General features: G+C 73.1%; 19 protein-coding genes. 8 read left to right on the top strand and 11 right to left on the bottom strand.

Annotated features, from left to right (window positions below):
* Positions 1 to 28 precede the first annotated feature (28 nt).
* Positions 29 to 955 (top strand): hypothetical protein, encoded by a 927-nt coding sequence (locus ACIBEF_RS08290; protein WP_396792311.1) that lies wholly within the window; start codon positions 29 to 31, stop codon positions 953 to 955.
* A gap of 59 nt (positions 956 to 1,014) precedes the next feature.
* On the opposite strand, the gene ACIBEF_RS08285 is transcribed toward ACIBEF_RS08290, so the two are convergent.
* Positions 1,015 to 1,596, bottom strand: a complete 582-nt coding sequence (locus ACIBEF_RS08285) for an NADH-quinone oxidoreductase subunit B (RefSeq protein ID WP_396792310.1) — start codon at positions 1,594 to 1,596, stop codon at positions 1,015 to 1,017.
* Between the two features lie 195 nt (positions 1,597 to 1,791).
* On the opposite strand from ACIBEF_RS08285, the gene ACIBEF_RS08280 reads away from it, so the two are divergent.
* From ACIBEF_RS08280 to ACIBEF_RS08270, 3 genes are all read left to right on the top strand, one after another.
* Complete coding sequence (locus ACIBEF_RS08280) at positions 1,792 to 2,352, top strand: RNA polymerase sigma factor (protein ID WP_396792308.1); 561 nt, start codon at positions 1,792 to 1,794, stop codon at positions 2,350 to 2,352.
* The gene (locus tag ACIBEF_RS08275) at positions 2,345 to 3,556 is read left to right on the top strand and encodes a hypothetical protein (RefSeq protein ID WP_396792306.1); all 1,212 of its coding nucleotides are present in this window, start codon (positions 2,345 to 2,347) and stop codon (positions 3,554 to 3,556) included. The genes ACIBEF_RS08280 and ACIBEF_RS08275 overlap by 8 nt, the downstream gene beginning before the upstream one ends.
* A 290-nt stretch (positions 3,557 to 3,846) precedes the next feature.
* Positions 3,847 to 4,404, top strand: a complete 558-nt coding sequence (locus ACIBEF_RS08270) for an RNA polymerase sigma factor (protein WP_396792305.1) — start codon at positions 3,847 to 3,849, stop codon at positions 4,402 to 4,404.
* Positions 4,405 to 4,462: 58 nt separating this feature from the next.
* Here ACIBEF_RS08270 and ACIBEF_RS08265 read toward each other — a convergent pair whose 3' ends face one another.
* From ACIBEF_RS08265 to ACIBEF_RS08255, 3 genes are read right to left on the bottom strand one after another with little or no spacing between them, the layout of a single operon-like run.
* A complete protein-coding gene (locus ACIBEF_RS08265; protein ID WP_396792303.1) occupies positions 4,463 to 5,971 on the bottom strand; it encodes a pyridoxal phosphate-dependent decarboxylase family protein in 1,509 nt (502 codons plus the stop codon).
* Positions 5,968 to 7,368, bottom strand: a complete 1,401-nt coding sequence (locus ACIBEF_RS08260; RefSeq protein ID WP_396792301.1) for an MFS transporter — start codon at positions 7,366 to 7,368, stop codon at positions 5,968 to 5,970. The genes ACIBEF_RS08265 and ACIBEF_RS08260 overlap by 4 nt, the downstream gene beginning before the upstream one ends.
* A gap of 32 nt (positions 7,369 to 7,400) precedes the next feature.
* The gene (locus ACIBEF_RS08255; RefSeq protein WP_396792299.1) at positions 7,401 to 7,715 is read right to left on the bottom strand and encodes an MGMT family protein; all 315 of its coding nucleotides are present in this window, start codon (positions 7,713 to 7,715) and stop codon (positions 7,401 to 7,403) included.
* A gap of 13 nt (positions 7,716 to 7,728) precedes the next feature.
* Here ACIBEF_RS08255 and proB point away from each other — a divergent pair, with 13 nt between their 5' ends.
* A complete protein-coding gene (gene proB, locus ACIBEF_RS08250) occupies positions 7,729 to 8,886 on the top strand; it encodes a glutamate 5-kinase (protein ID WP_387352268.1) in 1,158 nt (385 codons plus the stop codon).
* Positions 8,887 to 8,913: 27 nt separating this feature from the next.
* Positions 8,914 to 10,155 carry a glutamate-5-semialdehyde dehydrogenase gene (locus ACIBEF_RS08245; RefSeq protein ID WP_396792298.1) on the top strand — a complete coding sequence of 414 codons (1,242 nt, stop codon included), beginning with the start codon at positions 8,914 to 8,916 and terminating at the stop codon, positions 10,153 to 10,155.
* 262 nt (positions 10,156 to 10,417) lie between these two features.
* On the opposite strand, the gene ACIBEF_RS08240 is transcribed toward ACIBEF_RS08245, so the two are convergent.
* The 6 genes from ACIBEF_RS08240 to ACIBEF_RS08215 all read right to left on the bottom strand — a co-directional run bounded on the left by ACIBEF_RS08240 (position 10,418) and on the right by ACIBEF_RS08215 (position 17,164).
* Positions 10,418 to 11,305, bottom strand: coding sequence for a prenyltransferase/squalene oxidase repeat-containing protein (locus tag ACIBEF_RS08240; RefSeq protein WP_396792461.1), 888 nt, complete (start codon positions 11,303 to 11,305; stop codon positions 10,418 to 10,420).
* Between the two features lie 128 nt (positions 11,306 to 11,433).
* Positions 11,434 to 12,615 (bottom strand): adenylyltransferase/sulfurtransferase MoeZ, encoded by a 1,182-nt coding sequence (gene moeZ, locus ACIBEF_RS08235; protein WP_112584748.1) that lies wholly within the window; start codon positions 12,613 to 12,615, stop codon positions 11,434 to 11,436.
* 123 nt (positions 12,616 to 12,738) lie between these two features.
* Positions 12,739 to 13,452: a DUF3152 domain-containing protein gene (locus ACIBEF_RS08230; protein ID WP_396792297.1), complete on the bottom strand. Its 714-nt coding sequence runs from the start codon at positions 13,450 to 13,452 to the stop codon at positions 12,739 to 12,741.
* Between the two features lie 204 nt (positions 13,453 to 13,656).
* Complete coding sequence (locus ACIBEF_RS08225; RefSeq protein ID WP_396792296.1) at positions 13,657 to 14,508, bottom strand: DUF3152 domain-containing protein; 852 nt, start codon at positions 14,506 to 14,508, stop codon at positions 13,657 to 13,659.
* A gap of 5 nt (positions 14,509 to 14,513) precedes the next feature.
* Positions 14,514 to 15,488 carry an alpha/beta hydrolase gene (locus ACIBEF_RS08220; protein WP_357200757.1) on the bottom strand — a complete coding sequence of 325 codons (975 nt, stop codon included), beginning with the start codon at positions 15,486 to 15,488 and terminating at the stop codon, positions 14,514 to 14,516.
* Positions 15,489 to 15,511: 23 nt separating this feature from the next.
* Positions 15,512 to 17,164: a hypothetical protein gene (locus ACIBEF_RS08215; protein ID WP_396792459.1), complete on the bottom strand. Its 1,653-nt coding sequence runs from the start codon at positions 17,162 to 17,164 to the stop codon at positions 15,512 to 15,514.
* A 1,853-nt stretch (positions 17,165 to 19,017) separates the two neighbouring features.
* Between ACIBEF_RS08215 and ACIBEF_RS08210 the strand changes: the two genes are divergently transcribed.
* Together ACIBEF_RS08210 and ACIBEF_RS08205 are read left to right on the top strand one after the other, a co-directional pair.
* Entirely contained in the window at positions 19,018 to 19,656 is a 639-nt protein-coding gene (locus ACIBEF_RS08210) for a TetR/AcrR family transcriptional regulator (protein WP_030489514.1), read from the top strand.
* Positions 19,657 to 19,720: 64 nt separating this feature from the next.
* Positions 19,721 to 19,948: a DUF3107 domain-containing protein gene (locus ACIBEF_RS08205; RefSeq protein ID WP_266246431.1), complete on the top strand. Its 228-nt coding sequence runs from the start codon at positions 19,721 to 19,723 to the stop codon at positions 19,946 to 19,948.
* 75 nt (positions 19,949 to 20,023) lie between these two features.
* Here ACIBEF_RS08205 and ACIBEF_RS08200 read toward each other — a convergent pair whose 3' ends face one another.
* Complete coding sequence (locus tag ACIBEF_RS08200; RefSeq protein WP_396792295.1) at positions 20,024 to 20,665, bottom strand: ferritin-like fold-containing protein; 642 nt, start codon at positions 20,663 to 20,665, stop codon at positions 20,024 to 20,026.
* Positions 20,666 to 21,036 lie beyond the last annotated feature (371 nt).

The following is a 21,036-nucleotide window of genomic DNA, read 5'->3' as shown; positions in this document are numbered from 1 at the left end:
GGCATCGACCATGGAGGACCAGATACAGATGCTCCGCAAAACGAAGACCCTACTCACCGCCGCACTACTCGGCCTGACGGCGACGATCGGCGGGGCCGGACCAGCCTCGGCCGCACCGTCGGCTTCGGCCGACGCCCCCACGTTCTCGCTGAGCCGGCTGGTGCTAGAGCCGACCGAACGCGGCTACCGGGGCAGCCTTCGGGTGACCATCACCAACAACAGTGACAGCACGCAGGGCATCTATTTCCAGATCCGCGAGGCCGTGGCTGGCTCCTTCTCCGGGGGCGTGGAGTCACGCTGCGAATCGGACGGCGTGGAGGAAGGGCTGTTGGTCCGCACCTGCGCCCTGCCGCGTGGCAACGATCTGGCCCCGGGCGAGTCTCGCCGGGCGACCGTGGAGTTCCAGGTGCTGACCACCCCTCGCAGCTACCCGATGATCGCGGCGGGAGGCCTGGTCACCGCCTACTCGTACGAGACCGGGTCCCTGGGCACCGTGCCGTTCAGCGCACAGTTCCGCTCCCTCGACGGGAAGCTGGCCCGCCCGCAGACGTATGTGCAGGACGCCCAGGCTAACGCGTCCGTCGAGCTGGCCGGTCCGGTGACCGACGGCCCCGAGAACACCCGCCGGGTGCCGCTCCGGGTCCGGTACTCGGGTGACGCCCGGCAGCTCGCCAACTCGCTGACTGCCACGCAGCTGCCCGCCGGGTCGATGATCCTCTTTACCGAGCCCTTCGACGGCCCGGTGTACGGCCCGCAGGCATTCGTGCCGGGCGGGCTGCTGATGCAGGGTGAGGAGCGCGACGTGGCGCTGTTCATCAGCCGGCCGACCGACCCGGCGGACGAGGCGACCCCCATCACCGTGGAGTTGGCGACGCACTACTGGAACGAGACAGTTTCCGACGTCGACCCCAGCGACAACACCGTCACGTTCACCCTGGCATTGCCGACCAGCTGACCTGACTGTAGGGCGGTCAGTCGCTACCCGGACGAGCTCCGGATGGCGGCCGGCCGCCCTCAGGTCGCGGCTGGTGGGCGTACCGGCGGGGCGGTGAGCGAGTAGACCGAGCGGGGTGCGGCGGCCTCGCGGGGCGGGGCGTCCAGCGGCGCGGCCAGCACGTCCCGTTGCGGCACACCTCCGATGCCGGACTGCTCGGCGGCGATCTTCTCCTGCAGGCGCAGGATGCCGTGCAGCAGCGCCTCCGGGCGGGGCGGGCAGCCGGGCACGTACACGTCGACCGGGATGAGCTGGTCGACGCCCTTGGTCACCGAGTACGAATCCCAGTAGGGGCCGCCGCAGTTGGAGCAGGCGCCGAACGAGATGACGTACTTCGGCTCGGGCATCTGGTCGTACAGGCGCTTGATCGCCGGGGCCATCTTGTCGGTCACCGTGCCGGAGACCACCATCAGGTCGGCCTGGCGGGGGCCGTGGGCGAACGGGATCACGCCGAGTCGGATGAAGTCGTGCCGACCCATGCTGGTGGCAATGAACTCGATGGCACAGCAGGCCAGACCGAAGTTGAACACCCAGAGCGAGTAGCGGCGCCCCCAGTTCAGCACGAACCGGATCGGCTCGCCGAGCACTGCCGGCAGCTGCACGACCGCCCCCTCTCCTCACCGACAGTGAATCACAGCCGGCGTCCGCGCGGTCCGGCGGTGATCGGCCCGAGCGGCCCACCAATTGTCCCCGAGCCGACAAGGATCGGCAGCGATCGACGCGCAACCTACCGGTGCGCTCGCTTGTGTGACCGGTGCTGGCGAACACGATGCCGGCAGTCGCCACGGGGAGGACAAGTGCTTGTGACACGAGATGTGCCGGTGGGTGGGCGCCCACCGGACCCACCGGGAGCCGCGACCTCCGCGCCGGCAGAGCTGGTCTTCGACGACTTCTACCACGCCCACTACCGCAGTCTCGTGGTGCAGCTGACCGCGTACACCGGTGACCGCGGGCAGGCACAGGACCTGGTCCAGGAGGCGTTCTGTCGGGCGTACGCCCGCTGGGACCGGCTCGCCGGATACCAGGACCCGCTGGCCTGGGTCCGTCGGGTCGCGTGGAATCTCGGACACAACCGCTGGCGGCGGCTGCGGACCGCCCAGCAGTGGCTGCTGCGGCAGCGGGAGACACACGTCGCGGAGCCGAGCCCCGACCGGGTCGCCGTCGACATCGCGTTGGCGAAGTTGCCGCCGAAACAGCGGCGGGCCGTCGTACTGCACTATCTCGCCGACCTGACGGTCGCGGAGATCGCCGCCCAGGAACAGGTCGCCGAAGGGACCGTCAAGTCCTGGCTGCACCGGGGCCGAACCGCGCTCGCCACTCACCTACGCGACACCAATGAGGAGGTGCGGGATGTCTGAGCAGGAGATTCTTGACCTTGCCGAAGAGTTCGCCCGTTACCGCCGTACCGCGCTGGCGGAGGTCGAGGCGCCGGGGCCCGCCGCCGTTCGACGGACCGTACGAGGCCGCGGCCGACGTCGGCTGGCTGCCACCGCCACGACGGCGCTCGCCCTGTTCGGCGGGTCGGCCGTCGGATACGCGGCCTTGAGCGGCCCGGACCATCGGCCCGGTCCGGTCGACCCGACGCCGAGCATCTCGGCGTCACCGACGCCTGCGCCGACGCCGACGAGTCCGACCCCCAGCCCTGCCGGGACCAGCGCCGGCCCGACCGTCGGGGTGCCGGACGGCCGGTTCAGCCGGGCCCAGTTGCTCGGGGTGCCGGTGACCCTGCCGGCATGGCGGGCCGGACGAGGCTGCCCGACGTCGCAGACGCGGCTCACCGCCGACGCCCGGGAGGGCGCGAACTGGCTTTTGGCGCTCGACCACGGCGACATCGACGGAGACGGCGCGGTGGAGACCGTGGCTCTCGTGCAGTGCGTGCTCGGCACCCGCGGGCCGATGCAGGTGGTCGCCTTCGACCGCGACGAGAAAGGGAAGGCGACGACTGTCGGGCGGGTGGTCGCGACCACCATCGACAAGCCGGAGTGGCTGTTCGCGCTGGATGTCGTGGGCGACGGCACGGTTCGCGTTCAGGTCGGTGACATCGCTCCCGGGGGTGGCTGGAACGCCAGGTGGTCACAACGGCAGTGGCGGGGCTACCGCTGGAAGGGTGACGCCTTCAGCCAGGTCTCCGGGCCGACGAGCTTCGGTCCGAACCCGAACCTGGCGGACGTCGCCGTCACCACCGGTGACCTCGTGCTGAGAACTGCCGACGACGGCTCCCGGACGGGTACGGCCACGGTGCGGATCCGTAACCGGGGCACGGGCCCGGTCGCTCACGTGGTGCTGCGGTTGGGCGTGCCCGCTGTGGTGCGCGCGGACGTCGACGGGTGGGGCACGTGCGCGGGCGTCCACGACAGCGTCGAACCGATCACCTGCCGCCTGGGTGAGCTGGCCGCCGGGGCGGAGATGCGGCTGGACCTGGACTTCCGGGTGCTCCAAGGGATCACGTTGAGCACGAACAAGGCGGACGTGGACGTCCAGCCGATGGACAGCGAACGTGACGTCCTGCCGGACGTCAACAGAGCCGACAACCTGGTTCAGATGACGGTGACCTACGGCTGACGGTCGCCGGCCGCGTCGTACGCCACGGGGGCGTACGACGTGGCCGGCGCTCCGCTCACCACCCGGGCGCTGGCCCCGCGTCCGACCCCACCTCGCCACTCAGTCCTCCACACGACAGTCGATCCACAGCGTCGGCGGCAACCCCGAGGCCCGTTCCGGGCTTCTAGGGGGGTACGGCGCGCCGAGCAGGACCGCCGACAACGGGGGCCGCGGAACCGATCCCCGCTGGGCGAGTGGTACGACCGCCTCGGGTACGGGCCCGACGGCGAACGGGGAGGGCAGTGACAGTGATGACGGGGACCCGTGCCAACGAGCCACCGACGGCAGTTGCCGCGATGGCCGGAGAGCGCAGCACGACAGTGAGCTTCGACGACTTCTACCACGCGCACTTTCGCAACGTGACCAGCCAACTCGTTGCCTACGTGGGCGACCTCGCACAGGCCCAGGATTTCGCGCAGGAGGCGTTCTGCCGGGCCCTGACCCGGTGGGACCGGCTGGCCCGGTACGACGACCCGGTCGCCTGGGTCCGGCAGGTAGCCCTGAACCTCGCCCGGAGCCGTTGGCGGCGGCTTCAAACCGCGCGCAACCACCTGCTCCGGCAACGGCGAGCCGAGGCCACGATGGCCGGGCCGACGCCCGATCGGGTGGCGATCGACGCCGCGCTGGCCCAACTGCCCGCCCACCACCGGCGGGCCGTCATCCTGCGCTACCTCGCCGACCTGCCGGTCAACGAGATAGCGAGTCAGGAGGGGGTGGCCGAGGGCACCATCAAGTCCTGGCTGCACCGCGGCCGGACAGCGCTGGCGGGACTGCTCGACGAGAGCATCGAGGAGCCGGGCGAGGTCTGACATCGACCTGCGGCAACGGGCCCGGCCGGCACCGGAGGCCGGGCCCGCTGCCGCACGGTCAGCTCGGCGTCCAACTGGGGCGTTGCAGCAAACTGACGAATTCCATCAGCAACCGCTCGCGCAGCGCCGATGGCGCGGCGTCGAGCAGTGTGTTCACCAGTGCCATCCGCTCCGGCAGCGGTCCCGCGTCCGACCCCTCCTCGCCACCCAGCCCCAGCCCGGCGGCCAGGCCGACGATCAGGTCCGGGGTCAGCGCCTCGGGGGTCAGCGCGCCGACCAGTGCCGCCAGCTCGGCGGGCAGCCGCACCGGGCCGGCGGCCCTGGCTGCCGCCACCGAGGCGGTCAGGTCCGGCCCGAACTCGGCGACCCGGGGCGCGACAGCGGCGGTCACCGTGAGGTGCACGCTGGCGGGCAGGCCGTCGTACGACAGCTGGGATTGGGTGTGCCAGCCCCGCGCGGTCAGCTCGTCGACCAGGACGAACAGGTCGGGACCACCGTCGGTGGCGGTGAAGCAGACGACCGTCGACTCCGGCTCGGCCATCAGCCGCAGCCCGTCGACGGCGCGGACCGCGTCGGCCAGCCCGGCCACCGCGTCCCGGGTGAGGGCGGTCAGCCGCAGGTAACCCTCGTCGCCGAGGTGCCGCAACGTGGCGTACGCGGCGGCGATCGGGCCGCCCGAGCGGGTGGACGCGATCACCGGGTTGATCATGGTGTAGCCGGGCCAGTCGGCGTACGCGAAGTACTGCGGGGCGCGCAACGTGGCGTCGCGGTGCAGCAGCACCGACACCCCCTTCGGCGCGTACGCGTACTTGTGCAGGTCGACCGAGATGGAGGTGACCCCGGGCACCGCGAAGTCGAACGGCGGCACCGGCTCCCCGAGCCGACGCAGGTACGGCAGGGTCCAGCCGCCGAAGCAGGCGTCCACGTGGCAGCGCACCCCGGCCTCGGCCGCGGCGGCCGCGATCTGCGTCACCGGGTCCACCACCCCGTGCGCGTACGACGGCGCGGAGCAGGCGACCAGCACCGTCTCCGGGCGGATCGCGGCGGCCATCGCGGCCGGGTCGGGACGCAGCGTCGCCGGGGAGACGGGCACGACGTCCAGCGCCACCCGCAGGTAGTGCGTCGCCTTGGCGAATGCCGCGTGCGCGCTCGACGGCACCACGATCCGGGGTTCGGAGATCTCCGGGTGGGCGTCCCGGGCGGTCTTGACGGCGAGGATCAGTGACTCGGTGCCGCCGCTGGTGACGCTGCCCACGACGTCCGGGGCGGTCGTCCCGGGGCCGGCGCCCAGCACCCGGCCGGCGGCGCCGACAAGCGCGTTCTCCATGGCCAGCAGGGACGGGAACGCGGTCGGGTCCAACCCGTTGACGTGCGCGCTCTCCCGGTGGGCGGCGGCGGCCAGCTCGTCCAGCCCCGGGACGGCCGGGTCGTAGACGTACGCGAACAGCCGTCCCCCGTGGGTGGGCGCGTCACCCGCCCGCAGCTTGCGCACCTCTTCCAGAACCTCTTCCGCCGGAACCCCGGTGGCGGAAAGTGCTCCGGCCTCAACCCTGCTCTCGTCGATCATGGGGTAACGGTGCCCTTCTCGTGGCGGTCAACGCTTTCGTCCCCCGGCACAACTTCATGATCGACCAGGTCGCTGTGGGCGGTGAGGGTGTACTGGCGGAGCAGGATGATTGGCGGGGCGATCAGCAGGGCCGGGATCAGCGTGAAGCCGAGGAGGACGCCCAGCCTCGCCGTGTCGGACTGGGCCGCCGCCGAGCCGGTGTCGGAGGACACGTAGCCGGAGAGCTGGAGCACCAGTCCGTAAATACCCGGGCCGAGCGCCAGCCCGAAGGTCTCCCCGGCGGTCCACAGCCCGGTGAAGACCCCCGCCTGCCGTCGGCCGGTGCGCGCCGTCTCGTGCGCGATGCAGTCCGGCAACATCGCCAATGCGAAGACCTGCTGACCGGCGTACCCGACGCCGATCAGCGCGACCAGGAGATAGACGGCGACCGCCGGCAGCACCGGCGCGGCGACCAGGGCGAAGGCCCCGACGGCAAGGATCAGCGAGGCGACCACCAGGGCGGTGCGCTTGCCCAGCCGGGCACCGATCCGGCTCCAGACCGGCATCACCAGCAGCGCCGGCCCGACGAAGCAGACGAAGAGCAGGGTCGGCCCGCTCTCCTCGTCGCGCAGGATCTGCCCCGCGAAGTAGTTGACCCCGGCCAGGATCGTCGCCACCCCGGCGGACTGCACCACGAAGCAGATCAGCAGTGCCCGGAACGGACGGTTGGCGCCGGCCACGGCGAGCTGGGCGCGCAGCGTCGGCTCGCTCTCGCCCACGGTGCCGGTCGGCGCGGACCGGGTCCCCAGGAACGCGCCGAGGGCGCCGAGGGCGATCAGCACCGCCACGAACAGGCCCATCCAGCGGTGCCCGGCCACGCCGTCACCACCGGCGCTGACCACCAGCGGCGCGACCGCGCCGGAGACGAGGATGGCCAGCGCCAGCACCGCGATCCGCCAGGTCATCAACCGGGTTCGCTCGGCGTAGTCGCCGGTCAGCTCCGCCGGCATCGCCACGTACGGCACCTGGAAGAAGGCGAACGCGGTGGCGGTGGCGAGGAAGGCGAACGCCACGTACGCCGCGGCGCCCGAGCCGTTACCGAACGGCGCGGCGAAGATCGATGCGAACAGGACGGCGAGCGCGAGGCCGGCGACGAGCAGGTACGGCCGGCGGGCGCCCCACCGCGACCGGGTGCGGTCGGAGATCCGCCCGGCGACCGGGTTGACCAGCACGTCCCAGGCCTTGGGCAGCAGCACCAGCAGCGCGGCCAGCCCTGCGGCCACGCCCAGCGTGTCGGTCAGGTACGGCAGCAGCAGCAGACCGGGCACGGTGCCGAACGCTCCGGTCGCCAGGGAGCCGAGCGCGTAGCCGGCGTGCACCCGTCGAGGCAGCGAGCCGGGGCCCGGCGGCGTTTTCATGGGGCCGAACATTACTCACGTTAGGGCGACGGTCACATCCCCTCATCGGGCGACCAGCCCGCCGCCGCGATGTCCACACCCTCGCCGCGCAGCGGCACCCCCTCGGCCCGCAGTCGGGACCGCGCCTCCCGCTCGTGTCCCGGCGGCAGTCGACCACTCGCGGTCACCACCCGATGCCAGGGCACCGAGCCCCCGTGCCGGGCCATGATGGTGCCGACCAACCGGGCCGAGGCGCGGCCCGAGCGCTCGGACAGGGCGTCGGCCACCCCGCCGTACGACATGACCCGGCCCTCCGGGATCCGCTCGACCAGGTCGAGAACCGCCTCGACGTACTCGTCTGGAGTCACAATCCGCCACCATATGGGAACGCCGCCGGGCGGTGCGGCGGTAACCACGCAGAATGGTCGGGTGCGCGACGCAGTCACGACGGCCCGGCGGGTCGTCGTCAAGATCGGATCCTCCTCGTTGACCACCGCCACCGGCGGGCTGGCCGACGAGCGCGTCGACACGCTGGTCGACACCCTCGGTCGACTCACCGCCGAGGGGCGCGAGGTGGTGCTGGTCTCCTCCGGCGCCATCGCCGCCGGGCTCGCCCCGCTCGGGCTGTCCCGACGTCCGCGCGACCTGGCCACCCAGCAGGCCGCCGCCAGCGTCGGGCAGGGGCTGCTCATCGGCCGGTACGCGGCCAGCTTCGCCCGGCACGGCCGCACCGTCGGGCAGGTGCTGCTCACCGTCGACGACGTGACGCGGCGAGCGCACTACCGCAACGCGTACCGGACGCTGCGCAAGCTGCTCGACCTGCGGGCGGTGCCGATCGTCAACGAGAACGACACGGTGGCCACCCAGGAGATCCGCTTCGGCGACAACGACCGGCTGGCCGCCCTGGTGGCCGCGCTGGTGCACGCCGACCTGCTGGTGCTCCTCTCCGACGTGGACGCGCTCTGGACCGGTGACCCCACCAACCCGCGCTCGACCCGGATCGCCGAGGTGCGCGACGACACGGATCTCGCCGGCATCACCATCGGCGGGACCGGCCGGTCCGGCGTCGGCACCGGTGGCATGGTGACCAAGGTCGAGGCCGCGCGGATCGCCACCGGTTTCGGCATCCCGGTGGTGCTCACCGCCGCCGACCTGGCCACGCCGGCGCTGGCCGGCGAACCGGTCGGCACGCTCTTCCACCCGCAGCGGCGACGTCCGACGGCCCGGTTGTTCTGGCTGGCCCACGCCACCTCACCCCGGGGCCGGCTGCACCTCGACCCGGGCGCCGTCGCCGCCGTCGTCGGGCGGCGCAAGTCGCTGCTCCCGGCCGGCATCACCGCCGTGGACGGCACGTTCACCGCCGGCGACCCCGTGGACCTGGTGGACACCGCCGGCGCGTCGGTCGCCCGAGGGCTGGTCAACTACGACGCGGTGGAGCTACCCGGGCTGCTCGGCCGTTCCACGTCCGAACTCGCCGCGGCGCTCGGCCCGGCGTACGAACGAGAGGTCGTCCACCGCGACGACCTGGTGCTGCTGTAAGCCAACTGCCCAGCTGAGGAGTAGTCGATGAGCGTCGTCGAGCAGGCGAAGCGGGCGCGGGACGCCGCCGCCGACCTGGCCACCGCCACCCGTACCGTCAAGGACGCCGCGCTGGTGGCGATGGCCGACGCGCTCGTGGCGCGTACCCCGGAGATCCTGAGCGCGAACGAGACGGACCTGGCGGCCGGCCGCGAGGCCGGACTGAGCGCGGCCGTGCTGGACCGGCTGGCGCTCGACGCGGGTCGGGTCGCCGGGATCGCCGACGCGCTGCGTGAGATGGCCGCGTTGCCCGACCCGGTCGGCGAGGTGGTCCGCGGGTCCACCCTGCCCAACGGCTTGGAGCTGCGCCAGATCCGGGTGCCGTTCGGGGTGGTCGGCATCATCTACGAGGCGCGGCCCAACGTGACGGTGGACGCCGCCGGGATCTGCCTCAAGTCCGGCAACGCGGCGCTGCTGCGCGGGTCGTCGTCGGCCGCGCACTCGAACGCCGCGCTGGTCGCGGTGCTGCGTGACGCGGTCGCCGGGGCCGGTCTGCCCGCCGACGCGGTGCAGTTGCTCGACGCCAGCTCCCGTGACTCGGTCAAGGAACTGATGCGCGCCCGGGGTCTCGTCGACGTGCTCATTCCGCGTGGTGGCACGTCGCTGATCCGCACAGTGGTCGAGGAGTCGACAGTGCCGGTGATCGAGACCGGGGTGGGCAACTGCCATGTCTACGTCGACGCCGCCGCCGACCTGGCGAAGGCCGTCGCGGTGACGATGAACGCCAAGACACAACGCCTGTCCACCTGCAACACCGCTGAGTCGCTGCTGGTGCACGCGGGCATCGCCGACGCATTCCTGCCGCTGGTGCTGGCCGCGTTCGCCGAGGCGGGGGTGACAGTGCACGGCTCACCCGAGGTGGCCGCCCACTCCGCCGCAGTGGTCCCGGCGACCGACGAGGACTACGCCACCGAATACCTGTCCGCCGACATCTCGGTGGCGGTGGTGGACTCGCTGGACGCGGCGGTCGCGCACATCCGCCGCTTCGGCACCGGCCACACCGAGGCGATCGTCACCGACTCGGCGAGCGCGGCCCGTGACTTCGTCGCGCGGGTGGACGCCGCGGCGGTGATGGTGAACGCGTCGACCCGGTTCACCGACGGCGGCGAGTTCGGCTTCGGCGCGGAGATCGGCATCTCCACCCAGAAGCTGCACGCTCGCGGCCCGATGGGCCTGCCCGAGCTGACCAGCACCAAGTACGTCGTAACCGGCGACGGTCACGTGCGCTAACCCCTCGCTCCCCGCCCGCTCCCGCCTGCCCGCCTGCCCGCCTGCCCGCCTGCCCGCGGCGATCTTGCAGTTCCTGTCCCGGCATAAGGGACGTTTATCCGCATTTCCGCGACAGAAACTGCAAGATCGCCGAGGTCGGGGCGGGGCCGGGGCGGGGCCGGGGCGCGGGCGGGGCCGGGGCGGGGCCGGGGCGCGGGCGGGGCCGGGGCGGGGCCGGGGCGCGGGCGGGGCCGGGGCGCGCGCGGGGCCGGGGCTGGGCGGTTCAGCTGGGTGGTGCGGGGCGGGCCGCCCGGATCGCGGCCAGCGTGGCGTGCACGTCGAACTGGTGGCCGTCGTCGCTCTCCCAGCCGCCGTCGCTGCGCTGGGTCTCGGCCAGCCGACGCAGCGCCCGCACCATGATCCAGTCCTGTGAGTCGATGCCGGCGCGGCGCAACGTGGCCGCCAGCCACGCCACGTCCCCGGGGGACATCTTCGGCATCCGCTCGGCGAGCGCCACCTGGATCCGGGCGGACTCCTGAAACATCTCCTGCCGGTGCAGCACGGCCGCGCTCAGCCAGCCAGCCGCGAGGTACGACGGCCAGCTACCGTCCGGGCGAAGCCGCGCGGCGAGCGAGTGGGCCGCCGCCTGCACCACCCCGGCGTACGCCCCACCGACCCGATGGTCGAGCGGACCCGACGCCCGGGCGTCCAGGCCGGCGACGGTGAGCCAGAAACCGGCGTTCGCCGACACGAGGAACCCGGCCTCAGGGTCGCCGGGACGGGCCCACTCGGGTGCCGAGTCGGCCAGCGACGCGTCCTCTTCCCAACCGCCGTCGGCCTGCTGCCGGGACGCCAGCCAGTCCAGTGCGCGGCGGGCGGCGGGACGGCCGAGGGCACCCAGGTCGTCCAGCTCGACGAGCCGGAAGCAGGTGGCGTCGATCGAGGCGACCTCGCCGCCCCAGGTGGCCGGCCAACCGCCGTCCGGTGACTGGCCGACCTCGGCCGTCTCCAGCAACTCGGCGGGCACGGCGGTGCCGTTGCGGAGCCAGGAGAGGCGGGCGCGTTCCACCGCATCCCCGTGCGCCACGACGAACCCGATCGCGGCTTCCAAGTCGACCACGGCGGAGACGCTACCTGCGCAGACGCGATGCCGCCTCGGAGTATCGGCCAGCCCGGGATGGCTGCGTCGCTCCGGCCGGGCGGCCGCTCGGCGTTATCTGCGTCGATTTGCCGGGGCGGTCGCGCGGGCCGCCCCGGCTTGGCGGTGTGGCCGCGCCGGGGCCGCCCCGGCTCGATCGGTCAGTACGCGGGCAGCGACGGGTCGATCTGCTTGATCCAGGAGAGCACGCCGCCCTGCACGTGCACGGCGTCCTTGAAACCGGCTGCCTTGAGCGCGGCGAGCGCCTCCGCCGAGCGGACGCCCGACTTGCAGTGCAGCACGATCTGCCGGTCCTGTGGCAGCTTCGCGAGGGCCTCACCGGAGATGATGTCGCCCTTGGGGATCAGGGTGGCACCGGGGATCTGCACGATCTCGTACTCGGCCGGCTCGCGTACGTCGACGAGGAAGATGTCCTTGCCGGCGTCCTGCCACTCCTTGAGCTCCAGTGCGGTGATGGTCGAGTCGAGCGTCGCCTCCTGGGCCTCCTCGGAGACCGCGCCGCAGAAGTCCTCGTAGTCTTCCAGCAGGTCGGTGACCGTCGGGTTGTCGCCGCAGAGCGCGCAGTTCGGGTCCTTGCGGACCTTGATCTTGCGGTATTCCATCTCCAGGGCGTCGTAGACCATCAGGCGGCCGACCAGCGGCTCACCGATGCCGGTGAGCAGCTTGATCGCCTCGTTCACCTGGATCGAACCGATCGACGCGCAGAGCACGCCGAGCACACCGCCCTCGGCGCAGGAGGGAACCATGCCGGGCGGCGGCGGCTCCGGGTAGAGGCAGCGGTAGCAGGGGCCGTGCTCGGCCCAGAACACCGACGCCTGGCCGTCGAAGCGGTAGATCGACCCCCAGACGTACGGCTTGCCCAGCAGCACCGCCGCGTCGTTGACCATGTAGCGGGTGGCGAAGTTGTCGGTGCCGTCGACGATCAGGTCGTACTGGGCGAAGATCTCGCGGACGTTCTCGCGGTCCAGCGCGGTGTTGTGGATCTCCACATTCACCAGGGGGTTGATCTCGCGGATCGACGCGGCGGCCGACTCGGCCTTGGACCGGCCGATGTCGGAGACGCCGTGGATGACCTGGCGCTGGAGGTTCGACTCGTCGACGGTGTCGAAGTCGATGATGCCGAGCGTGCCGACCCCGGCCGCGGCGAGGTACAACAGGGCGGGCGACCCGAGGCCACCGGCGCCGACACAGAGCACCCGGGCGTTCTTCAGCCGCTTCTGGCCGGTCACCCCGACGTCCGGGATGATCAAGTGGCGTGAGTAGCGGCGGATCTCGTCTACGGTCAGCTCGGCGGCGGGCTCGACGAGCGGGGGCAACGACACGGTGGACTCCCCGGGATCGGCGGTGTGAACCGCGCCATTGTTGCTCGCGGGAGCCCTCCTCGGCCATGAGGGACGACACGTGGTCCGGTATGCGGGAGCGGGAATAACCGGCGACCCGGCGGATCAGGGGACGATGTCCCCAGCGTAGCGACGACCGTCGAGGTACGGCCAGGCGTTGGCGACGCAGCCCTGCAGCCCGTACGTCTGCTGCTGCATCACCGGGGCGGGCTCCCCCGGGCCCGGACACGCCTCGTGCTCCGCGCCGAACTCGTGGCCCACCTCGTGGTTGATGACGTAGGTCCGGTAGGTGTCCAGCGGGGCGCCGTAGTCGGGGACCGCCTCCATCCAGCGGGCCAGGTTGATGATGACCTGACCGGGCAGGCGACAGGAGGTGTAGCGCTCGGTGGTCAACCCGCCCTCGGCGCACATCCGCTCGGACGTGACCGGGGTGGCCAGGTAGATGGTGAAGTCGGCGGCCCCGGCGTCGGCCACCCGTTGCACCCGCAGCTCGTCGGACGCGATCCAACTGCGCGGGTCGGTCAGCACCTCGTCCACCCGGGAGGCGAACACGTCGGCGTCCTGGCCGGCGCCGCGTTCCACGACGACCCGGTATCGGTGCAGCGGCCCGTCCGTGCCGTACACCGGTGTCTCGCCGTCGGCCACCGAGAAGCGTCCCGCGCCGACCGACGGATAGCCGGTGGGCGCCGGGTGCGCGACCGCCCCGCCTCCGTGGCCCATTCCGCCCTGCGTGGTGGCCGGAGGCTCGGCCGACGGCTCGCCGCCCCGGCTCACCGTCACCCCGATGGCGCCCGCGAGCACGAGGAGACCGAGCAGCATGCTGCGACGACGACGCCGGTGCATCCGGACGAACGCGGGACGCGCACCCCGCAACGCCGAGCTGGGCTCGGGCGGCCGGGGCGGGCCGCAAGGGGACGACGGCGTCATAGGATCAAGCCTGCCAGATTATTCGGGCATTTCTCCGTTTTCGCCGCTATTGCCGCAAGACGCCTGATGGAGGGGTCAATGGTCGGCGTGTCGTACTCAGAGGGCGGGGCCCGTGTATCGACGCCCGTTCAGGTACGGCCAGGGGTTGACCCGACAGCCGTTGAGGAAGAGCGTCTGCTGCATCATCACCGGAGCCTGCCGGCCCTTGCCGGGGCAGCGCTCGTGCCGATGGCCGAGCTGGTGACCCACCTCGTGGTTGACCACGTACGTCCGGTAGACCGTCAACGGCACGCCGGCCGAGACGAAGTGCGGCACTGACAACCGCCACCGATCCAGGTTGATGATCACCTGGCCGGGCGCCCGACAGGACGTGTACGGGCGGCCGTCGATCCGGATGTCGACCCCACCCTTCGCGCACATCCGACCAGCGGTGCGGGCGGTGGCCAGGTAGACGGTGAAGTCCCGAGGCGCAGCCCCCGGCACCTGCTGCAGCCGCAACCTGCCGCTGTCGACCCAACTGCCCGGCCCGGCCAGCGCCGCCTCCACCGCCTCGGCGAACTCGGTGACGTCCTCCGTGCTGCCCGACTCCACAGCGACCCGGTAACGCCGCAGCTCACCCGCCCGACCCAGCACCGGGCCGGAACGGGCGTCGTAGCCGAACCCGCCCGTGCCCGCGCTCGGAACCGCGCCGGGCACCCGCAACACCGGGCGCGGGCTGGGCGTGACCGCGCCGGAGGGCGAAGGGGCGGGCGGCAGCGGCCCGGCCACCAGCGGCGGCGGCGACGCGCTGATCTCCTCGGCGGCCAACCGCTCAGCGCCCGGGTGCCCACCCGGCCCTTCGGCGATCACGGTCACCGCCGCGCCGACGGCCACCACCACCGCCACCAGTTGGGCGACCAGCGCGAACCGTCTCCGACGGCGAGCAGAATGGCGGGCTGACCTGAGCATCCAGGTCAGCCTGCCAGATCAGACCGCCCCGCGGCGTCCCCCGTTTCGGTGAGCAGGCCGACCACCGCGCGGGCGACCAGCCGGGGAACCTCCAACTGCGCCACATGGCCGACGCCCTCGAGCATCATCAATCGGCTGTCCGGAATCAGCCGGGCGGTCTGCGGCCCGACCCGCACGTCGACGAGACGGTCCTGCAGACCACCCACCACAAGGGTCGGTGCGCGTACCGCCTCGGCGAGGCGCCACAGCGACCCCGGCCCCCGCAGGTACGCCCGCAGGAAGCTGGACACCAGCCCACGGAACGTCCGGACGTACGCGGCGGCGTAGTGCTCGGCCTCGTACCGCACCCGGATCTCCTCCAGAGCCTCCGCCCGGCGCTGATCGCAGATCCGGCTGAGGTCGGCGACGCACGCCTCCAGCACCTGCTGGGCCATCACCTCGGGGGCAAGCTGGGTGAGGTGCCGGGCGACAAGCCGCTCACCTCGGGGAATGGCGAGCACCGGCAGCATCCGCCCCTGCAACGAGCGCCGGAAATCCAGGAACGGCAGCGCCGGGGAGATCAGGGTGAGGGTGCGGACCAGATCCGGCCGGAGCGCGGCGACCTGGACCGCGACCGCGCCACCCAGCGAATTGCCGAACAGGTGCACCGGCCCTCGACCGGTTTGCTCGATCCAGCGGACGACCAGATTCGCGAAGGCCGGAATCGTGTAGCTCGGGCCCGGCTCACTACGGCCGAAGCCGGGCAGGTCGATGGCCTGACCGTCCAGTCGGTCGGCGAGCAGACCGGCCAGGTCGGTCCAGTTCTGCGACGACCCGCCCAGCCCGTGCACGTACAACGCCGGCTCCGCCCCGGCGGCGGTGGCCGGGGTGTCCCGGACGTACGTGACCCGGCCGTCGAGGCGGACCTCCCGGCCCGGCCATGGCGGCGGGACGCGGTCGTCGGGGAGCAGGTGGTCCGGCCAGAGGGTGGCGCGTCTCATTGCTCCAGTCTGCCTCGAACCACTCAGGACAGCAGCGCCTCAAGCCGACGGTTGACCGCCGCCAGCGTCGCCCGGACCACCGCCTGACGCGGATCACCCGCGACCAGGGCCGACCCGGCGAGCTGCTCGACCCAGCCCTCACAGACCAGCAGCGCCACAACGGTGGCCACCTCGCAGTTGCCGAAGGGCACCACCGCGGCGTGTTCGACGAAACAGCGCCCCCGCTCGGCGTTCTCGGCACCGCGCAGCAACTCGTCTACCGCAGCCGCAGCCGCCACCGCGCAGAGCCGCAACACGTAGCCGTCCACCGCCGGCCCGGTGGCGTACCCGGAGGCGCTGTCGCCCCCGGCCAGCAGCCGGACCTCCACGTTCGCGTCCAGGCCGAAGGTGCTGACCTGCACGTGGTCGACCACCACCCGGGGCCCCGGCGTACCGTCGGTCTCCAGCGGCCGCGACGGCGCCGACTCCGTCGTGGTCACCTGACCGCCGGAGTACGAGGTGCCCAGCGTTGCCGGGCTACCGGTCGCGGCGCCAGCCGGCGCGGACGAGACCGACCCCGGTTCCTCCACCGTGGCGCGCCCCCGGTGCGGAGCGTTCGACCGGCGGCGGCGCGTCGCGTCCGTGCCGGTCCGCTGCTCCGGCCCGGCCGGCAGGGACTCGACCCGGCCGCTTGACGGGCGGGCGACCGTCGGCGACTCGGCCGACCGGACCTCGCCGGGATCGCGCGAAGCCGCGTTTCGAGTCTCCGGGGTACGCCGTTCGGCGGGCTCGGCCGCGCGACGGCGAACCGGTGGTGGTGGCGTGCTGGGCAGGCCGGGCACGTTCTGCGGGGCCGCGGCCAACCCCATCCGCTCCTGGAGCAGCCGGGCCACCTGCCGGCTCACCTCGGCCGGGTCGGCACCGTCGGCCAGGTCCAGTCGCAGACTGTGCGCCCCCGCCGGAGTGCGGCGCAGGGCCGCGTCGCGCACACCGGCCACCTCCCGGACGGCGTCCAGGATCGCGTTGACGTCGAACCCCTCGGGCCGCTCGCGCAGTGGGGCTGGCTCGTCGTCCCGGCGCAGGTGAGTGGCGATGCGGGCGAGTTCCGGGGTTTCGGCGGGTGGCTCCACGGCTGGCGGCTCCGGCACGACGGGCACGTCCGGTTCCGCGGGGACGCGCTGCGGCAGCACCACCGCGCTCGCCGCCGACTGCCGGCCATCGTCGGCCGGGGACGTCGGGTCGGGAGCGGATCGGCGCGCCGCGTAGGCGGAGGCGGAGGCGGACGTCGGTGCGGACTGATCGCGGCGGCCGGAACCCAAGGTGTCGGTGGGCGGGACCGCTGCGGTGGAGGGCGGGGTGACGTCAGTCGATGGCGAGCCGTTCACCGGCGCGGCCGGTGTGGGCGGCCCGACGGGTGACGGACCGGGCTCGGGTGTCGCCGGCCGGAGCCGGAACGGCCCGGTCGGTCGGACGTCGGGCCGGGACCGGCCAGGCGTCTCGCCTCCGTCGCCCCCACCGGCGCTGGCCGACCGGCTGGCCGGCCATGACGGGCGCTCGATCGGGGTGGCCGGGAGCCGGCCCTCGGACCAGTCCGGCCGCTCGGCCCCGGAACTGCTCGCCGTCGGCGAACCGCCGGTCCAGGACGAGCGCTCCGCGACCAGCGACGGGCCTGCCGGAGCCGGTGGCGCGTCAATCAGCGTGGGAGGTGGCCCGGCCGGAGCCGGAGGCGGTCCGGCGGGTACCGGAGGTGTCGCCTCGGCCGGCGCGGACGGGTCGGCCGATGCCGGGCTGGAGGCCCAGGAGGGTCGCGTCGGTGGGGAGCTGGCCGGTGCCGGATCGGCGCCGCCGGCCCAGGAGGGTCGCGTCGCCGGAGCGCCGGTGGCGGGCGGTTCGGCACCGCCGGCCCAGGACGGCCGCACCGGCGGCGCACTGGTCGCCGCCTCGGACCCGCCGGCCCAGGACGGCCGCACCGGCGGCAGGCTGGTCGGCGTCGGATCGGACCCCCCGGCCCAGGAGGGCCGCGCGGGCGACGCGGTGGTGGGGTCGGGATCGGCCCCGCCAGCCCAGGACGGGCGGTCGGCCCGGGATCCGCCGGTCGCCCCGGAACCCGCCCAGGACGGCCGGTCAGCCGGCGGACCACTGGTCGGCGACGCACCACCCGCCCACGACGGCCGGTCAGCCGGCGGACCACTGGTCGGCGACGCGCCACCCGCCCACGACGGACGGTCGGCGGGTGGTGCGCTGGTCGGTTCGGCGGGGCGTTCCGGGGTGGACGCGGATTCGACCCGGCCGGGTTCGTACGGCCGGGGTACCTCGGCGCGCACCGGCTCGTACGGACGGGGTACCTCGGCGCGCACGGGCTCGTACGGCTGGTGGGGTTCGCCGACCCAGTCCGGCGCCGACTCGTCCCGTGCAGCCGGGCCAGCCGGCTCGTCGTCCTGGCGGGACCAGGGCGGGGCCCACCCGCCACCCCAGCTCGGGCGGTTCCAGCTCGGCCCCGACCAGTCGGGCTCGGTGACCGACGGCTCCCCGGCCCGGTGCGTTTCGCCGGGACGGTGCGCGTCCCCGGTGCGATGCGCCTCGCCGGCGCGATGCGTGTCTGCCGGCCGGGAACCCTCGGAAGCGCGACCGGGCTCGCCCTCGTCGGCGGAGGCGGCCGGGCCCGGGTTGCGTCCCGAGTTGGCTGCGGGCTCGGGTGCGAGCGGGTCCCGCCAGTCGCGTGGGGCGGTCGGACTCTCGTCGGCGGCCAGCCGCTCGCCGATCGGCGCGTGGAAACCGGGTGGAACCTCGAAACCCGACGCCGCGGTGCCGACGGGTGGCACCTGGACGGCCGGCGGGGCCGAGGTGGGCAGGCCGGGCTCGGCCCAGCGGGCACGGTGCGCGGCAGCCGGATCGGCGCTGGATTGTGGGGCGGGGCCCGGGTCGGACTCGACGGCACCCTGCTCCGTCGGCGGTGCGGGACGTTGGGCGGGCACCACGAGCCGGTCGCCGGCCGCCCCGAGGCGACCCTCCTCGGGCAGCCCGGGCGGTGCGCTCACCGGCGTGGGGCGCCCCGACGGCGGTTCGAGACCGGGGTGGTGGACGCCGTTGACGTCGTCCGGGTGGTGCACGCCGTTGACCTGGTGGCCGTTGGTGCGGGCCGGCGACTCCGGGTCGCCCGACCGCCCCACCAGCGGCGATGGAAGGTCGCCGTGCCGTGCCGAGGAGGTCCGCCAGCCCGACGCGGGGTCGGGCTGCCAGCGCGGCGCCTCATCCCGGGCGTCCTCGTGGTCGGCGGCTCGGGGCCACCCACCCGCCTGAGGCGCCCACCCACTGACGGAACGGCTCGGGTCGTCGTGCTGACCCGCTCCGTCACCGTGCTCTCCCGGGGTGGCGGCTCCGGGTTGCCCTGTTTCACTCACCGCGCGCTCCTTGGTCGCCCCCGCTGAGGCTACCGTGTGCCGAGAGTGGCGATAAGTTACAGCGGCGGGCCATTTCCACGACCGAGGTCACGGGCCTCGCCCGGTCTGGGGGGAAAATGCCGGCTCGTACGGAGAACTCGGAGGATCCCATGACCGCTGCGGGGAACGGTGCACAGACCGCTGGCCGGCCCACCCGCCTGCCTCGCTCCGCGCGTCGTAAGCAGCTTCTCGCTGCGGCGCAGGAGGTGTTCGTCGCGCAGGGCTACCACGCCGCCGCGATGGACGACATCGCCGAGCGGGCCGGGGTCTCGAAGCCGGTGCTCTACCAACACTTTCCCGGAAAGATGGATCTCTACCTGGCGCTGCTCGACACGCACTGTGACGCCATCGTCGCTCAGGTGCAGGATGCGATGCGCGGCACCAGCGACAACAAGGAGCGGGTCAGCGCGTCGGTACGGGCGTACTTCGACTTCGTCGACCACGAGAGCGAGGCGTTCCGACTCGTCTTCGAGTCGGACCTGCGCAACGACCCGGCCGTGCGGCAGCGGGTGGAGCGGGTCGAGCAGGGCTGCATCGCGGCGATCACCGACACCATTATCTCCGACACCGGGGTGAGCCGGGCGCACGCCGAGCTGCTCGCCTCCGGGCTGGTCGGCGCGGCGGAGACGGCCGCACAGTTCTGGCTGGCCGGCGGCCGGCAGGTGCCGAAGGCCGAAGCTGAGGCGTTGGTGGCCGCGCTGTCGTGGCGGGGCATCGCGAGCTTCCCGCTGCAAGGTGAGTCAGCCTGACCGCCGGGCCCGTGATCGGATAGCCTTCGCAGGGCGGTTCTCTCGCCCCAGTTGAGGAGGCACAGTGGAGGTCAAGATCGGCGTGCAGTACGCGCCACGCGAGCTGGTAGTGGACAGCGCGCAGTCGCCGGCCGAGATCGAGCAGATCGTGACCGACGCCTTCGCCGGCAACGGCGGCACGCTCTCCCTGACCGACGAGAAGGGCCGGCGGGTCATCGTTCCGGTCGAGAAGGTCGCCTACGTCGAGATCGCCGAGGCGTCGCCCCGGTCGGTCGGGTTCACCGTCCGCTGACCGGTCCGGCCATCGCGGCAGGTCGGCACTCGGCCCACCTGCCGCAGGCCGGCGCCGGCCAACCCGGTCGGGCGGTCAGTTGTTCAGCCCGGCGGCGGCCATTCGCGCGGTGTGCGCGGTGGTGAGCCTGCCGAACAGCCCCGGCACGTCGACCCGGCCGTCGCGTGCGATCAGCGCGGTGAGGGTGGCCCGCTCGGCGGCGACACGGCCGGCCTGGGACAACGCCTCACCCACCAGCCGTCGGGCCCACATGGAGAGCCGACCGGCCACCCGGGGGTCGTCGGCGACGGCCACCCGGATCTCCGTAGCGGCGAAGTCCGCGTACCGGGAGTCGTGCAGGACGTCCAGCACCAGCGCCCGGTCCGGTTCCTCCAGCGCGTCGGCGATCTCGCGAACGAAGTCGTCCGTGATCGCGTCGCCCACGTACGCCTTCGTGACCACCTCCGCCCAGTCCCGCGGCTCGGTCGAGTCGTGGTACGCCTGCAACGGCTCGACATAGGGCGCCATCGCGTCCTCGGGCGGTACGCCCAACGCGGTGAGCCGGTCGGCGAGGCGCCGGTAGTTGGCGATCTCAGCCGCGGCCATCTCGTTCAGCGCGGCTCGTCGGCGCAGGTCAGGAGCGAGCCGGGCATCGCCCGCCATCCGCTCGAAGGCGAGCAGCTCGCCGAAGGCGACCAGACCCAGCAGGTCGGCGTACGCGGAACCGGAGGCGGACACGAGCGGCAGGCTATCGCGTGGCCGCCCTGAGCGCTGGCCCCGCCGATCCTGGAGTTGTGGTGCCGGTTCGGTGCATTTTCGAGGCTTTTGTCCACCAGCACAACTTCATGATCGACGCGGGCGGGGGCGCGGGGCGGGGGCACGGAGGCGCGGGACAACGGGGGCGCGGGCGGGTTGGGCGCGGATGTGGTGTGGGTCACAATTGCTTGCCCCGCGTGGCGAGTGGCCGACTGGGAATCGGGACGGGGGTATGCCTGTTCAGGTAACATGGAGCAGTTGCCGTGGGCGCCGATCTGATCGAAGCTCAGCCCGCGGCGCGCGTGCGGCCCGGTCCGGCTCGGCAATCTGCCGCCGACCGTGTGGCCCGCGTC

Source organism: Micromonospora sp. NPDC050795 (assembly GCF_044456785.1).
Classification (GTDB): Bacteria; Actinomycetota; Actinomycetes; order Mycobacteriales; family Micromonosporaceae; genus Micromonospora.
This window is presented reverse-complemented; position numbering and strand designations above follow the sequence as displayed.